This window comes from Pseudoalteromonas sp. OFAV1, from assembly GCF_021532595.1.
Classification (GTDB): Bacteria; Pseudomonadota; Gammaproteobacteria; order Enterobacterales; family Alteromonadaceae; genus Pseudoalteromonas; species Pseudoalteromonas lipolytica_C.
In genome coordinates this window covers 144322-159744 of sequence record NZ_JAKGBG010000005.1, presented here as the reverse complement: position 1 = coordinate 159744, position 15423 = coordinate 144322, and the positions used below count along the sequence as shown (strand labels likewise).

Below are 15423 nucleotides of genomic sequence, written 5' to 3'. Positions count from 1 at the left end.
AAAAACCTCGTTATAAGTCAAACTTTACTTCGTCAATAAGCTTTAACGCAACAGGACGGTATTTACTTATTTCATCAAGAGCAAGACTATCTTCTTTAAACTCACCCCATGACGCAACCATCTCAGACAATGCAACCCCTTGCTTTACTGGGTATTCCATATTGACCGAAGCATACATATTTTGCGCTTTATTGTCGGTCATATACTCAATCAGTTTCAAGGCATTTTCCGGATTTTTAGCATATCGCGTCATAACAACACCCGAAACATTAATATGTGAGCCACGATTGGTTTGGTTTGGAAAGTTAATATTAACCGCTTCGGCCCATGACTTTTGCTGCTCATCTTGCATCATTTTACCAAAATAGTAGCTGTTGCCTAATGCCAGATCACATAACCCTTCTTTCACAGCTTTGACTTGCGCTCTGTCGTTACCTTGTGGCTTACGTGCTAAATTGGCTTTAACGCCCTCTAACCATTGTTTAGTTTTTGCTTCGCCATGGTGCGCAACCATAGAAGCAACTAAACCTAAATTGTATGGATGCTTACCTGAGCGAGTACAGATTTTGCCTTTATATTTGGGATCAGCCAAATCTTCATAACTTAAATCAGCGAGTGCGCCAACACGCTCTTTTGAAGAGTAAACATTACGAACTCGTTTCGTTAAAGCGATCCATTGGCCGTCAGCATCACGAAATGTGCTAGGAACATTTGCATCTATAACATCGCTTTTTATTGATTGAGTTAAGCCAAGATCTTCTAATTGAATAAGTGCGCTAAAGTTTGAAGTAAGCACCAAATCTGCTTTGCTGTGCTTACCTTCACGTTTCACACGTTCAATTAAGCCTTTTTTCGCAAACACCACATTGGTTTTAATACCAGTCTGCTTGGTAAAGTCATCTAAAATTGGCTGAATTAAGAATGGTTGACGAAACGAGTAAATATTAACCACATCTGCAGAAAGTGCTGACGTACTCATTAAAGTAGTCAAAATCAGTAAGGCTGTTTTTTTCATTGTTGGCACCTAAATAATAACAATTATCAAAATATTTTACCTATACTCTGCTAAAAGTGCACCCGTTTAATTCCCCCTATAACTTTACGTACTGCCATTTGAGAACTTACTTGTAAGATATATCTCACCTAAATGGCAGTTATTGAGTAAAAAAACTCGAAAAACCGCCCCTAAAAAAGCTTAAAGCATTGATAAATAGTGGTTTATTATTAATTACAATAATGTAACCGTTATTTTAATTGCGATTTTGACCTATTCGATGCTCACTAATTCCCTATACTTATATACAACAACTAAGCAAGAAGCTTAATGAGTAAACGGATATGGAAGTATTACTCATAAAACCGCGGAATAAGGTTCATTAGGATAAAAAGGAACTAAGGACAGGCTCAGGAAGAGTAACGCAATGGAATGACACACTAAGGACAACATCAGGATGATGTGAAATGGCATAACAACAGGACGTTGTTATACAGGATGTTTCAAAAGTGGATTAAAGGACAGGCCGAAAGGTATCGCAATGGAATTGCTAACATATGGATAGTGTCAGGACGACGCGTAAAGGATAGGTAAAGAAATTACCCGCATGGATGTAAAGGAGTGACAAGGAAACAAGGCTGGAAAGCCTTACATTGCATAGAACCAAAAAGTAAAGTGCAATCGCATGGATAGGCAAAGTTTAGGGAGTTGATTAGATTCAATTGCAGGATGCAAAAAATTAAGAAGATTCCGCAAGCGCGACTAGCAATAGTTCGCGCTTTTCTTTTGCCTGAAAATAGTTATTCCAATCCGCAATAATACTTAATCATTTTGAGGGATTAATTAAGCAAATTAGTATTACTCTGGGCGTCCTTTATTTCGCTTTCCTAGTAAATATGCATCCCTAAACTTTATAAAGTGCGTTTCGAGCTTTTGTGTAGCATCTACTTCACCAGCAAGCGCAAGCACCATTATCGCGACCTCAGCTGTACCAAGTTGATGCTCATGTGGAGCAACTCGTAAACGATAATCTGAAAGCTTTTCTGGGGTAATAGACAATACAGGTAAGTTATCTAAATAAGGGCTTTTGCGAATCATCTTTTTTGCTTCACGCCAAGTACCATCTAAAAAGATAAACAATGGGCGCTTACCTTGCTGTGGCGATACTTCATCGATTACTCGCGTTTCATCTTCAACATCACTCGCCGGAAAAATCACCATAGGCTGATATTGTGGGTCTTGTAATAAGGCTAATAATGCGTGATCAGGTTCTGTTCTGTCCCACTTAAAGGCATAGTTTTCAGGAATAATTTCAGCAATCAAGCGCCCTGTATTCGATGGTTTAAAGCTTTCATTATGATACATCAGTAAACACACTGCAGCATTACACTGCGCTTGTTCAACACCTTCACAAATGCAATAGTTTTCAGCTAATAAACAACGCTCACAACGAGTAAGCTTTGCACCTCGTGCTTTAAATTCGCGCCTTGATTCGCTCATTTGCTGCGCGCGAAGCGCTAAAACTGCGTTATTAAAAATATTAGCCACTGTGATTACCGAAAAATTAAACGGCGCATATTGTAGCTAAAATTAATAGTAATAGAAATCTACCATCTAATGATGAGTTATTTTTATACCAAGGCTAACAACCTTACTAATGTCATCTTTGTAAGTTCACCCATTTGTTCATGATTACTTAAAGCATACACAGCACCTTCAACGGCACTCTCATCTATATCTTTACGAGACTCTAAAACACTGGCCCAAAGCACCAGATCATCAAAATCAATTTCACCATTAATGGCCCGCTCTAGAACTTGGCGAAATACTGTCTTGGTCAATATATATTCACCCTCTTGGCTATCTGGGCAGGCAGCAATTACAGTGATAGCCTCATCCCAAAGCTCCCCAAAACAAGCGAACTGACTTAATGCGTGTAATTTATCCATTTGCTATGCTTACCTTTTAAACTGACCGGTTAATCCTTGACTCAATGACAACCCTTACCTGCTCACACTGCGGTGCCTCATTAACATGTCGTGCTGATGATATAAATGCCTGCTGGTGTAACGAACTGCCTGCAATCTTACCTATTAATAATGCAACATCCTGCTTATGTCGTGAGTGTACTATAAAACAGATAAATATCTTTTTATCAAAACTATATGAACAGCCCCTGGCTGAGCAAATAGCCTTTGCGAAACCCTTTTACCAGCATGGTAATTTGATTGAAAACCTCGATTACACATTAGAAAACAACTATATGGTGTTTAGCCGCTGGTTCTTTTTAAAGCGTGATAAGTGCTGCACCAACGGGTGTACTCATTGTCCCTTCAATGACTAACGACTCCTCACTAGAGTATTTATTCAAATAACGTGAATTTTTTTGCAAATAAGACATGACGAAAAGAATAAAAATACATTATAATTGGATATAAATTCACTAATTCACTCTAGAATTACGCTTAAATTATTACCTTTGTTTAATTTTTGAGCATAAATTTACTACAACATAATCGGAATCAATCATGAACACCTTTAAGCCTGCTCTACTTGCAAGTGCAATTTCTGCGGTTTTAATCAATAGCAATATGGCGGTTGCAGCTGAAGATGCAATAGAAGTTGATAAATCAATTGAAACTATTCAAATCACTGCAACACGACGTGCAGGTTCAGTGCAAGATGCACCGCTTAATATCACAGCCCTAAATGGCGATGTAATTAGCGACCAAAACATTGGTGATCTTGAAGATGTCGCGCGCTGGGTACCAGGCTTAACAATTTCTGATCAAGGTGGCCGTGAAGGTTCTCCGATAATCGTTCGTGGTTTAAACACAAATACCTCTGATCGTATTTCTGATAGTGGCACAGTGGCCACTTATGTTGGTGAAATTCCACTTAGCATCGACTTACGTTTAACTGATGTTGACCGTGTAGAGGTGTTAATTGGTCCACAAGGTACACTTTATGGCGCGGGAACTTTAGGCGGTGCGATCCGTTACTTACTTAAGCAGCCCGATCTAGATCTAACAGAAGGTCAGGTTACAGGCGATGTATTTAGTATCAACGAAAGCGACGGCACCGGCGGTGAGTTTGGCGTGGTATTCAACACTCCGCTTATTGAAGAAAAACTCGCATTTCGTGCCAGCTTAAACTATTACGATAACCCTGGTTACATTGACTATACGCACGTTGTTCAAGAGCCTGGAGTGTCAAACCCGAACCCTGACTTTTCAGACAGCAGCGATGTAAACGCCAACTTAAAAAGCGTAAGCGATGTTAACGACGAGCAAATTACCACAGCACGTTTATCACTTCGTTGGCTTGCAACCGAAGATGTTGATGCAACACTTAACTACTTTTATCAAAAGCAAGAAAATGGCGGTAACTCAACATCGCAATACGGCTCACTTGCTGATAGCAGTGCGCTACAAGGCATCCCAGGAAAGTACGAAAACGTAGCTCGTGTACTTGAGCCTGGCGAAGAAGAAAACGATTTATTAAGCTTAGAAGTAAAAGCAGATCTTGGTTTTGCTGAGCTGGTATCTGCATCTGGTTGGTCTAGCTATGAACAGTCTGGTCAGCGCGATCAAACTGATCTTCTTTACGATATTTGGTCAGGTTATGCCGACTTCCCTTCTTTTGTTGGCTATACACACGACACCTCAGACCGTGATACGTTTACGCAAGAACTTCGTTTAGTTTCAAATAGCAGTAGCGCTTTTAACTGGATTGTAGGTGGCTTCTATAACAAAGTAGAAAGCTACTCAGATGATCGTGAGTACACGCCGGGTCTGACTGAGTACTGGGGTGGCGGCATTCCAAATGTTGAACAAGACCTTGAGTACATTCTAATTTCAGATAGTGAAACCACTGAAAAAGCACTTTTTGGTGAAATCGGCTACAGCATCACAGATCAGTTTGATGTAACTCTAGGTGCTCGTTTTTACGAATACGATGTATCAACAACATCAGGTTCTGCAACACCGCTTTACTCAGGGGATTTTGATTCACTCGATAATCTAGTTATGGAAAATGTAAGCGCCAGCGATAACGGAAACTTATTCAAGTTTAATGCTAACTATACATTCGATAATGGTGTGCTTGCTTACTTTACCGTGAGTGAGGGTTTCCGTATTGGTGGTGGTAACGGTATTGCCCCGTGCCCTGATGTACTACCTGAGCAACAAATTGTTTGTGCTCTACCAAACGAAGAAGATTACAAGCCAGATACAACAGTCAACTACGAGCTAGGCTTTAAGTCGTCATGGTTACGTAACCGCCTACACTTCAATGCAGCGCTATTTAATGTTGATTGGAAAGATGCGCAAGTTGGTAGCAGCACTGTAAATGGCCAAGAATTAATTACCTCGAACGCAGGCTCTGCTAATTCTAAAGGTGTTGAACTTTCTACTCGCGCAATGATTGGTGATAACTGGGCAGCGTATGCGACATACGCGTATGCAAAAGCTGAATTAACCGAAGATGCGCCTTACTTATTTGGTGTATTAGGCGACGACCTAGCGCAATACCAAAGCTACTATGATGGTGCTAAAGGCGACCGTTTACCGGGTGCTCCTGAGCATCAATTCTCATTTGGTCTTCGTTACGAGCAAGATATCCTAGGCGATAAACTATTAAGCGTAAACTACGGAATTACAGCGCAAAGCGATGTGATCACCAAAGTAGGCTTAAAAGCAGACGGCGAAGTATTACCGGGTTATGCATTAAGTAACTTATCTGCCAAAATTACTGGCGATATGTGGTCTGCAACGCTTTACGTAGACAACTTATTCGATAAATATGCATTCACTTCTGTACGTCGTGATAAGTCTTGGGCTGGTATGTCGCAATATGCTGAGCTTAATAAAGAGCTACCTGAGCTACAGCGTGTTTATGGTCACTACACCACTGCGCCTCGTACTATCGGTATGAAGTTTAGCTACAACTTTGAGCTGTAATTAAACATACCCATAAAAGCCTTGCCACCTTTAGGCAGGGCTTTTTAATAATTAAGTATTCTGGTGAATTGATATAATATGCGCTTATGCTAAATGATACCCAACAAGCGCTTCGCGCTCATATCCAACAGTTGTTAAGCAACAAGCAACTAAACGATGCACATTACCTACTTGTGCAGCGCCTAAAGCAAAATCCTGAAGACCACGTTTGTTACTTTTTACTCAGCGAAGTTAACACCGCAGCTGGTGATATCAACAAAGCGATTAAACTCCTTGAAAAAGCGCTAAGCCTAGCCTCTTTTGCGATTTACCATTTAGCCCTTGCCAAGTTATACGTACTGTTAGGCAAAGTAAGTAATGCAGCTGTACACTATCAAAGCGCGTTGCAAACAACTGACTTTAGCGCCGCTGACTTTGATACATTAGCTAATATTGCCACCCGTTTAGGGCATTATGACGACGCCCTTAGCTTTCAACAAGCAGCCTACCAACGCAATAAAGATAACCTACAAATTAGCTATAATTTGGCGGTGTGTTATAAAATTCACGGACTGTTCAATGAAGCTAAAAGCTTGTTACAGCAACTAACCACAAAGCAAGCTAGTTTTTATCAAGCCCACTATTCGCAGGCTGAACTCAATACTGTTCTAGATGCAGAGCAACATATTCAAAAACTACAAACTTTAGCGGATAAAGAAAAAAGCATTGTTGAACAACAAGTGTATTTTCATAGTCTTGCTCTTAATTATGAGCACCTCAATGACTACAAAAATGCATTTAAGTACTTTGCACTAAGTAAGCAAGCCATAGCAAGTAAACTTAATTATCAAGCAAGCCAACACCACCGCTTTTGTCAAAAACTCATTACGCAAAGTAAGCAGCAAGTACTTGCAAGTAGTGACTCTGAGTTCTCACCAGTTTTTGTTGTTGGCATGCCCCGCTCTGGCACAACCTTAGTTGAAAAAATCCTAAATCAAAGTACACAGCTACGAGGTATTGGGGAATTAAATGATATTGCGCAATTGATACAACACGCCACGCAATCAGCTCGTGTGATTGATAGCGAAATGCTTGATAAAGCTTATTCATCAACCGCTGTAACTAAAGCACTCGCTAGCTATCAGCAAAGAGCACAGCTGCTGAGTGATGGACTTATAAGTTGTGATAAACAGCCATTTAACTTTTACTATATTGATTTTATTTTAGCGGCATTTCCTAATGCTAAAATCGTTTGTATGCAACGGGAGTGGCGTGATTGCAGCATTGCCAATTTTAGGCAGATGTATAGCCCGCAAAGTGTGTTTCATCACTACAGCTTTACACTTGAAGATATAGCCTCATTCCATCAAGATTACTTGGCTTTAGTCAGTCATTTTGCCAACAAGTATCCTGAAAACGTTTTTTTACAAAGCTATGAGCAATTAGTGGCCGAGCCTACCCAACAAACTCAGAAGCTCTATGCTTTTTGTGATTTAAGCTGGCAGGAAAACTGCCTAACTTTTTATAAAAACAATGCAGCATCAGCCACCGCGAGTAAAAAACAAATTCGCCAGCCACTGAATAAAAACAGTATCGGCAGCTGGCAAAATTACGCTGAGTTTATTGATGCGGGCCTGTTTCAATAGGTAGGTCGTGACGAGCGCCCCATTCACTCCAAGAGCCATCATAAACACGTAAGTTAGCGTAACCGCATTCATCGGCACACAATGCTATTGCACAAGCGGTCACACCCGAACCACAGCTAAATTGCAATTGGGTATGATGCGGCGCTATATGTTGCTCAAATAATGCCTGCAACTCGCTAAGCGGTTTAAGCTCACCATCATTCAATACGGTTGACAGCGATAAACAACGACTATTAGGAATATGACCACTGCGCATACCTTCACGCGGCTCAGCTTGCTCTCCTGTAAATCGAGCATAAGGGCGTGCATCGAGTGTTAGTGTGCTTTGCTCATCAAGTGAGTTAAGCACTTGCTCAGCACTAATAAAGTAATCAGCACGCGGGCTTGCAACAAAATTGCCTTGCCCAGAAGCAGCTGAATAGCTTGCTTGTGTTGCAAAGCCAAGTGCCTGCCACTTAGCTAAACCGCCACTTAAAACTTTTACGTTATCAAAACCCATGGCTTTAAACATCCACCACGCACGCGCTGAACTGAATAAGCCTTGGTCTTCATAAATTACAACCAGTGAGTCTTGGTTAACCCCCGCAAACTGCATATGTTCTGTAAACTGCTCGCTACTGCACATCATACTTGGTACAGGGTTAGTGCTATCTGCCAGCGTATTTTTAAAATCAAAACGCTGTGCATTAGGTAGCATTGCTTTAGGCGCATATTCCCCAGGCAGGCCAGGACGCACCATTCCGGCATCAAAAATAACCAAATTATCGTGGTTTAAATGCTCGTTAAGCCACTCTGGCGAGACAATGTTTTTCATTAACTTTCCTTTTGCGATAGCTGTACAAATGTATCTTGCTGAGTTAAGCGCTTTTCGACCGCTTCAACATGCTCAGTTGTACATTCTTTCCAAACACCGGGCAAGCAATACACATGCTTTAAGTAAGTAAAAAATTTATCTCTTACAATACTATTTGCTTGCCAGCCATTTTGTAGTTTTTCTAAGGACTTAATCAAAGTAGCTTGATCACTGGCGTGTAGTACAAGCTCATCAATGTTGTAACAAGCAAGTCCCAAGGTAATCACTTGTTTATCTAGTAATAAGGACTCTAAGCCGACTGTCGAGTTAATTGTAATCACTGCTTCAGCGCCATTGATGAGTTCTCGAGTACAGTTGCCATTTGCAAAAATTGCAACGTCGTCTTTGTCGTACAAGTGCGCATAATGCTTATGCCAAGATGGGTGTTCTTTAAATACAACTTTAAGGTTTGGATCTGCTAATTCTCTCACCGAGGCCACAACTGCATCATATAACGCTTCCATTGATTTTAACCAAGGTGAATAACATGCTATCTGTGTATCATGAGGCACTTGAAAAGGCACAAAAAGATACCTTTCGGGCAGCTCAATAGCATCAAATTGACAACGCTTTTTATGATTTATACGAGGGATTAACTCAGGAGCTGAAAATGGTAGCTGTTTCGCTTTGTCGAAATTCAAATAAAACTGACTGTTTCTTGGCAAAGATGCAGCATAGTTAATACCACTCGGATCTAAACTAGTCGTGCCCGGTAGCAGCCCATTTTCATAAAAATAAGTAGTCAGTCCTAGCTGTTTAGCAGCCATACATACTGTGATATTTGGCAGCTTATTACCATTCCAAATTACCAGAGCTTCGGGTGACTCTGATTTAAGTAAATCATAGTACTTAGCAAAGCGGCAGCGCTCTACACATAACATAAACATCGTATAAACTTTTATGATTACTGCATTACTCCACAAGCTATTTCGTGCCTGCTTGCGTAATAGTTGATTTGCAATAACTTTATTAAAGTCAACTTGCGACGCTATTTTTAGGTATTTTAAAGCGCCTAATCGCGGTACGCCCATAATATGCAGTGTGCAATTGAAGGATAGTTGTTTAATTAATTTTTTATAATAGCGTGCATGTACATTGCTGCGAGAGATAAAAATAAAAGCCATATGAGAAAATCTTAAAACCTAAATTAGAAAGAAGATAAATGTGCATATAGCTATTATGTTAATTTTAGATGACAGTATTATGGCTGCCTTACGACCTCAATTATTTCTGTAGTCGATATAGAAGGGGTTCGCGTTAAATAAGTCACATCGCATAGATGTTTAAATTGATCGAAGCGTCCTGCCCAATCATCGCCCATAACAAGTAGGTGAGCTTGATGATTTTTAATATATTCGCCTTTTAGTTCAAGAGAGTGTTCGACAAACACTTCATCAACACACTTTAGAGAACTAATAATTTTCAGTCTGTCTGATTCACTATATACAGGCTTACGACCCTTTTTAGTTTGATTTAGTTCATCAGAAGATACTCCAACGATTAAATAATCGCCCAAAGCTTTTGCCCGTTCCAAAATATTAATATGTCCCACATGGAAAATATCAAATGTTCCAAACGTTATTACACGTTTCATTTATGCTCCTCTAAATAAGATACTATTCTTTTAGCTGAGCGACCGTCCGTTTTACCCGCTAGTTTATTAATAATGTGTTTTCTTGACTCTTTAAACTCTGCTGTCTCACAAAAATCGGAGTTAAGTATAGTTTGCAACTCGTTATAGTCTCCTGCCCGTGAGCAAAGCTTGTTGAAGTATTTAATATCTTCATCTAATCGAGATTTAAGTCGGAATGAAAAAATACCACGATATGACCAGCGTAACTTATAAAAATCACACCATACGACAGGCTTTTCAAGTGCTGCAAATTCAAATATGGCTGATGAAGCATCAGATACCATAATATCAGCGATTGCTAAAAAAGGCGTTAGATCAAAGTCATGCTCGTTCGCTACATAAACATTTTTAAACTCTGACCATCGCTGAAGTTTTGTTCGCTGCTTTTTGTACTTTTGTTTAAACAAGCTAAAGAAGTGCGGCTTAATGATGATATTAAACTTCTCACAGTGTGCAGGAAAACTGTCACTCATACACTCTATCGAGCTTGGATAAAAAGTAGGGGCATATAAAAGTGTTTTTTTACTAGGGTCTAACCCTAAGCGACTGAGGTCAATATGACTCATTGTTTGGTTGAAAATAGGATCTAATTTGGCGTAGCCACTATCAACAAAGTTACCGTCTGGGTATAACGCTTGGAGGCGCTGCAACCTGTGCTCTCCCTCGACAAAACGTACCGTTGTTTTATTATGCGATACATCATAATAACACTGCTTGGGGCCAATACCATGTTGCATCAACGCCGTTTTCTTATTGAGCTGCTCAGCCCCGGCAAAGGTATTACCAAAAATAACCCAATCTGCGTCTGAGTTTTGATAGAAAGAGAAGGTTTCCCCTTTATTTGTTAACCAAAACGCATTAATACCCTGTTCTTCTATAAACCTTTTACATGCAGCCAAACTGCGTGCATCTTGATTTTCATAAAAAACCATCGACACTTGGTGACCATTTGATAACAACTCCTTTAATACAGGGGTGTACTGCGGAATGTAATAAAGATGTTGAACATCAAAGTATAGTTGCATTTTTTACAGCTTTATAGTTGATAATGCCGGCCATTGTACATAAATTACATTTTTGTTTCAGCCATCAATAAAAAGTTTGTTAAAAGCTAAATATTAATAACTTCAGGGCGAAGGGGTGCTAAACGGCTTAAAATCTTGTTTTGCACTGTTTGCGGGATCTGTTGCTCATCCATCGCGTTTATTAATAGTTCAACAACTCGATTAAAGTCTTTCTCAGTGATATGCATGCCAGTATGGATATCGACCATGTTATCACCTTGATACTCACATGGGCCATTGGTAACACTGCACAAGTGGATAATGAATCCTTGACGAAAGTGTGCAACATTCGTTTGCTTAAAATAAGGCAAAATATCAGCATCACGGCCTATTTGATTGATAAAACTATCGACTAGACTTTCAATACCTTGTTGGCCGCCTATCTGCTGATAAACGGTGTCATTACTTTTGCCTGCACAACCAAGAAAAGTAATACAACACACTAGAATAAAAAGACGTTTCATCATTACCAATACCCTGTTACAGAAAGATACCAACCAGTTTGGTCGTCAGCACCAGCTATACGCCCTAAATCGAGCCACGCAACTGTTACACTTACATGTTTATTAGGAAACCAGGCAATAAACACATCCTGCCAATCTTGCTCCCCTAAGCCAAGGTTGTTGGATTTTTCACGATACTCAACCCCTACAGCTAATTGGTGCGTTAAAAACACCGCTGTCGATGCTTCAAATAATACCTCTTTATCACTATCAGCACCGCCAAAGCCTAACAAACCTAGTTGATTCGCATCGCTGTAGCGAAAGGTGGTATTCCAAAACCAGTTATAACCTGCAAGAGCGCCCAAGTGCAACTTGCTGGCAGCTAAGTAGATATCAGTACCGCTGGTGTCTTTTGCACCTAATAGGTTTGCAATACTCCCATCATCCAATGATTTATGTTGTACACCCAAGCTCAACTGTGGCCATTTACTGTAAACAATATCGCCATAGACACGTACTTTTGCGCTAGTAATTGATTGCTCAATATCGGTATTTAATACTGGAACTTCAAAGCGCTGCTCCGCGTAGCTAAGCTCCACACGATCATAAAAGTTAACTTGTGCACCACATACATCTAAGCTGTAATCACTCACATCTGCACGGCTACAAAAACCATTGATGGCTATTTCGTTATCGCTTGCATAGCCCGCAAGTTGCGCCCAAGGTACGATACCGCCGCCAGCGCTGCCTTCAACTTGCGATACGCCTGGTGTTGCTAATAATTTTCCTGAAGCTGCGTGTCCCGTACTTGCAAAGGCTAAAAGAACTAAGCTAAAAAACCCATTAAGATGCTTCATTGTATACCTCTAACCACTGCAAAAATTGCTCTGATTTTAGTGGTCTACTCAAATAGTAACCTTGTGCATAATCACACTTCATGTCTATCAATAAGTCTAGCGATGGTTTATTTTCAACACCTTCAGCTACAACAGAAAAACCTAACTGGTGGCCTAAGTTCACCGTTGACTCAACAATAAATTGATCTTGCTTCGATTGATCGAGTTGTAAAATAAAACACTTATCCAGCTTTAACTCATCAATAGGTAGTAGCTTCAAGCGCCCCAATGAGGTTTGCCCAACGCCATAGTCATCAAGTGATATTTTTACACCTAATGTTTTTAAGTTTTCTAGCGCTTTAATGCCTTGCTCTTCATTTTCGATCATGTCGCGCTCTGTTAGCTCTATCGTGATCAAATGGCCACTTAAATTATGTTGTTCTAGCTGTTTTGCTAGGTGCGAATAAAAGTGAGGATAGGCAATATCTTGTGCAGAAACATTAATAGCAGCTTGCATCGTAATCCCTTGCTGTTGCCACTGTGCAACTTGCGAAACCACGGTCTTCACAACCCATGATGTCAGCTCAACAATAACACCCGACTGTTCTGCTAAGTCGATAAACAACTCTGGAGACACCCATTGACCGTCTTTTCGCTGCCAACGGATCAGCGATTCAACTTTATCAATACGCTGTGTTTTAATATTTAGCTTAGGTTGATAAGTCATAAACAACTGACCGTCATCATCCAATAATGCCTGCTTTAATTCATCAATAATCGCTAAACGCTCGAGGTGTTCTTCATCTTCGCCTTCTTGGTAATAATGAATGGCTTTGTGCTCACAAGAAGCGGTGTCAACCGCAATCAATGCTCGTCTCATTAGATCTTCAGGACTGACACTTTGTGAAAAGCAATGCACAACTCCTACACTAAAGCGTAACGTGATGTTTAAGCTTTGAATTAAATAACCCGCTTGTAATTGTGCAAGCATCTTCATGACAGCATCTTTAAACTGCCCGGTATCTCTTGCTGGTAGAATGGTTAAAAACTCATCCCCCCCAATACGTGCGTTCATTCCTTTTGAGTGCGCTGCAAATTCGGCAATACGTTGTGCAACCGCTTTTAAACAATCATCGCCAATACGTGGTCCTAACTTATCATTGATATGACGTAAGCCACGTATATCGATTGCAACCAGCGTGTATTCTGCACCTTCTTCAAATAATGACTCCATTGCTTCTAACATCGCAGAGCGGGTTAAAAAGCCCGTTAAAGAGTCATGACTTGCTTGAAAACTTATTTGCCGCTCACGCTCTTTTATGTCATTACCCATGTTATTAAATGCATCAACTAAGGTAATGATTTCTGTACTTTGCTTATTACCTACAAACTCAGCTTTATAGTTTCCAAGCGCAAATTGTTGTGCCAGTGAGGTGAGCTTTGATAAGGGAGTGGTAAGGTTTTTTGCTAATATGCCACTAGTAAGCACACCTATCACAACCGTTATGGCAGCAAGAATAATAATAGTAAAAAACAGCTGCTCAAATTCTCGGTAACTATGAGTAAGATCTGCACTTAACAATACAGAAACTAAATGTCCTGGTAGAGAAGGTAACTGCACAAGTCGATTACGATAAACGGGCTTTTCACCAAAAATACGTTGTGTTGTTTGCGTATTAAAATGCGCTAATACTGAGTTATTTTTTGGCTGCTCTGCCAGTGATGTTTCAACCACACCATCATCTTCGCCAATAAAACTAACATCCATCGTGGTGAGATTTTTTAGCTCTTCAGCCACAAGGTCCGTGATTTCAAATCCCACTAAACTATATGCCACAGTACGAGGAGCTCGAACTGGCAATAAAATGACCTGATAAAGCGTTTTATCTAACACGATAAAGTTCGATTGATCAGCATTGACCATAAGCTGATTCATTAATGGGGTAAATTCACTAGGTGTATGATTAAAATCAGTATTTGCGGAAATTAATTGCCCAGATAAATCAATTAGCATCATCACATCAGCATTTATGCGACGACTGTGGTTATTCAACACACTACTAATTGTGTCTGCGTCTTGAGTAGCAACCGCTTGCTTAAACCCAAAATCAGCGGTCAACACTTTTGCAGCTGTAAGTAATAAACTTTCTTTAGCACTTAGATACTGTTTAAAAACATTTTCAGCAACATTAATGTCTTCAAGTAACTTTTGATCATTAAAGCGATTCGCTGACCACCAGGAACTTACCAAGCTAACTAAGCTAGTCAAAAGGACTAGGCTCACACACAATGCAATGATGCGCCCTCTTAAACTATTAATCATTGTTGCCCTTAAACATTTCACCAAATGTGTTTCGTGGTGCAGGTTCTTGAACGTTAATGCTTACATCTTTGCCTTGCTCAGATAAGGTGACTGATTGCTTTTTAGTGAGCGGTGTTAATTGATTAGGATGCCACACAGTAAAGGTAGTAGGTAAAGTCACGCCGTTTAGAGTCACTTTGCCATCAGCATTGGTTTTTATGACTTTGTTCGAATTTGCCACATAGATATACCCCACCATTGAGTCATGAATATTACAACCCAGCACAACAACACCAGGGTCTTCAAAGCGCTCCGGCTGCTCTGGACGGTCTGAATATAATTTAATATCAAATACTTTACTGTGCTTGAATGAATATACATGGTGGCGAATGTTATCACTGTTAGGAAAGTCCACAGACTGCCCTGGTTGGATCACTAAAACTGACGGTGAGAATTGTTTATCTACCTGATCCATTATCGCTACTGGCAAAGATTGCGGTGACGAATGTGCTGAACTTTCAAGCTCAATAACGGCGTTAGCTAAAGGCTCTCCAGATTGGTCACGCACAACAAACGAAAGATCTGCAGCGAATAAGTTTATAGAGCTGAAAAATATTGCAAGACCACACACAGCGCGAGCACAATGCGCAAAAATCGACATAATTAGATCCTTGCTTAGCTTAGTTAGCTAATTAGTATAGGTTAATCTTAG

The 15423-nt window shown here is 40.1% G+C and carries 14 protein-coding genes; 3 read left to right on the top strand and 11 right to left on the bottom strand.

The features are described from left to right. Positions 1-10 precede the first annotated feature (10 nt). From L1267_RS04905 to L1267_RS04895, 3 genes are all read right to left on the bottom strand, one after another. Positions 11-1015, bottom strand: a complete 1005-nt coding sequence (locus L1267_RS04905) for a Fe(3+) ABC transporter substrate-binding protein (protein ID WP_235382246.1) — start codon at positions 1013-1015, stop codon at positions 11-13. Between the two features lie 837 nt (positions 1016-1852). Beyond that, entirely contained in the window at positions 1853-2494 is a 642-nt protein-coding gene (locus tag L1267_RS04900; RefSeq protein ID WP_135926318.1) for a tRNA-uridine aminocarboxypropyltransferase, read from the bottom strand. Between the two features lie 131 nt (positions 2495-2625). Beyond that, a complete protein-coding gene (locus tag L1267_RS04895) occupies positions 2626-2943 on the bottom strand; it encodes a hypothetical protein (RefSeq protein WP_235382245.1) in 318 nt (105 codons plus the stop codon). A gap of 44 nt (positions 2944-2987) precedes the next feature. On the opposite strand from L1267_RS04895, the gene L1267_RS04890 reads away from it, so the two are divergent. From L1267_RS04890 to L1267_RS04880, 3 genes are all read left to right on the top strand, one after another. Then, the gene (locus L1267_RS04890) at positions 2988-3338 is read left to right on the top strand and encodes a DUF5522 domain-containing protein (RefSeq protein WP_235382244.1); all 351 of its coding nucleotides are present in this window, start codon (positions 2988-2990) and stop codon (positions 3336-3338) included. A 184-nt stretch (positions 3339-3522) separates the two neighbouring features. Next, positions 3523-5955 (top strand): TonB-dependent receptor, encoded by a 2433-nt coding sequence (locus tag L1267_RS04885; RefSeq protein WP_235382243.1) that lies wholly within the window; start codon positions 3523-3525, stop codon positions 5953-5955. Positions 5956-6041: 86 nt separating this feature from the next. Further along, positions 6042-7580, top strand: coding sequence for a tetratricopeptide repeat-containing sulfotransferase family protein (locus L1267_RS04880; RefSeq protein WP_235382242.1), 1539 nt, complete (start codon positions 6042-6044; stop codon positions 7578-7580). On the opposite strand, the gene L1267_RS04875 is transcribed toward L1267_RS04880, so the two are convergent. The 8 genes from L1267_RS04875 to L1267_RS04840 all read right to left on the bottom strand — a co-directional run bounded on the left by L1267_RS04875 (position 7555) and on the right by L1267_RS04840 (position 15372). Then, complete coding sequence (locus tag L1267_RS04875; RefSeq protein WP_235382241.1) at positions 7555-8394, bottom strand: sulfurtransferase; 840 nt, start codon at positions 8392-8394, stop codon at positions 7555-7557. The genes L1267_RS04880 and L1267_RS04875 overlap by 26 nt on opposite strands. Continuing rightward, positions 8394-9557 carry a capsular polysaccharide export protein, LipB/KpsS family gene (locus tag L1267_RS04870; protein ID WP_235382240.1) on the bottom strand — a complete coding sequence of 388 codons (1164 nt, stop codon included), beginning with the start codon at positions 9555-9557 and terminating at the stop codon, positions 8394-8396. Before L1267_RS04870 ends, L1267_RS04875 begins: the two co-directional genes overlap by 1 nt. A gap of 77 nt (positions 9558-9634) precedes the next feature. Further along, entirely contained in the window at positions 9635-10027 is a 393-nt protein-coding gene (locus tag L1267_RS04865) for an adenylyltransferase/cytidyltransferase family protein (protein ID WP_135926138.1), read from the bottom strand. Further along, a complete protein-coding gene (locus tag L1267_RS04860; RefSeq protein ID WP_235382239.1) occupies positions 10024-11091 on the bottom strand; it encodes a CDP-glycerol glycerophosphotransferase family protein in 1068 nt (355 codons plus the stop codon). The genes L1267_RS04865 and L1267_RS04860 overlap by 4 nt, the downstream gene beginning before the upstream one ends. Positions 11092-11177: 86 nt before the next feature. Then, positions 11178-11594, bottom strand: coding sequence for a group I truncated hemoglobin (locus L1267_RS04855; RefSeq protein ID WP_235382258.1), 417 nt, complete (start codon positions 11592-11594; stop codon positions 11178-11180). A gap of 2 nt (positions 11595-11596) precedes the next feature. Beyond that, positions 11597-12430, bottom strand: coding sequence for a DUF3034 family protein (locus L1267_RS04850; RefSeq protein WP_235382238.1), 834 nt, complete (start codon positions 12428-12430; stop codon positions 11597-11599). Further along, entirely contained in the window at positions 12417-14732 is a 2316-nt protein-coding gene (locus L1267_RS04845; RefSeq protein ID WP_135926141.1) for a bifunctional diguanylate cyclase/phosphodiesterase, read from the bottom strand. Before L1267_RS04845 ends, L1267_RS04850 begins: the two co-directional genes overlap by 14 nt. Beyond that, positions 14725-15372: a methylamine utilization protein gene (locus tag L1267_RS04840; protein WP_138557025.1), complete on the bottom strand. Its 648-nt coding sequence runs from the start codon at positions 15370-15372 to the stop codon at positions 14725-14727. Before L1267_RS04840 ends, L1267_RS04845 begins: the two co-directional genes overlap by 8 nt. Between the last annotated feature and the right edge of the window lie 51 nt (positions 15373-15423).

Bases quoted from the DNA above. Each gene is read 5' to 3' on its own strand.
- L1267_RS04875 (WP_235382241.1), bottom strand. From the start codon at position 8,394: ATGAAAAACATTGTCTCGCCAGAGTGGCTTAACGAGCATTTAAACCAC.
- L1267_RS04860 (WP_235382239.1), bottom strand. From the start codon at position 11,091: ATGCAACTATACTTTGATGTTCAACATCTTTATTACATTCCGCAGTAC.
- L1267_RS04895 (WP_235382245.1), bottom strand. From the start codon at position 2,943: ATGGATAAATTACACGCATTAAGTCAGTTCGCTTGTTTTGGGGAGCTT.
- L1267_RS04885 (WP_235382243.1), top strand. From the start codon at position 3,523: ATGAACACCTTTAAGCCTGCTCTACTTGCAAGTGCAATTTCTGCGGTT.
- L1267_RS04840 (WP_138557025.1), bottom strand. From the start codon at position 15,372: ATGTCGATTTTTGCGCATTGTGCTCGCGCTGTGTGTGGTCTTGCAATA.
- L1267_RS04905 (WP_235382246.1), bottom strand. From the start codon at position 1,015: ATGAAAAAAACAGCCTTACTGATTTTGACTACTTTAATGAGTACGTCA.
- L1267_RS04850 (WP_235382238.1), bottom strand. From the start codon at position 12,430: ATGAAGCATCTTAATGGGTTTTTTAGCTTAGTTCTTTTAGCCTTTGCA.
- L1267_RS04870 (WP_235382240.1), bottom strand. From the start codon at position 9,557: ATGGCTTTTATTTTTATCTCTCGCAGCAATGTACATGCACGCTATTAT.
- L1267_RS04890 (WP_235382244.1), top strand. From the start codon at position 2,988: ATGACAACCCTTACCTGCTCACACTGCGGTGCCTCATTAACATGTCGT.
- L1267_RS04865 (WP_135926138.1), bottom strand. From the start codon at position 10,027: ATGAAACGTGTAATAACGTTTGGAACATTTGATATTTTCCATGTGGGA.
- L1267_RS04855 (WP_235382258.1), bottom strand. From the start codon at position 11,594: ATGAAACGTCTTTTTATTCTAGTGTGTTGTATTACTTTTCTTGGTTGT.
- L1267_RS04880 (WP_235382242.1), top strand. From the start codon at position 6,042: ATGCTAAATGATACCCAACAAGCGCTTCGCGCTCATATCCAACAGTTG.
- L1267_RS04845 (WP_135926141.1), bottom strand. From the start codon at position 14,732: ATGATTAATAGTTTAAGAGGGCGCATCATTGCATTGTGTGTGAGCCTA.
- L1267_RS04900 (WP_135926318.1), bottom strand. From the start codon at position 2,494: ATGAGCGAATCAAGGCGCGAATTTAAAGCACGAGGTGCAAAGCTTACT.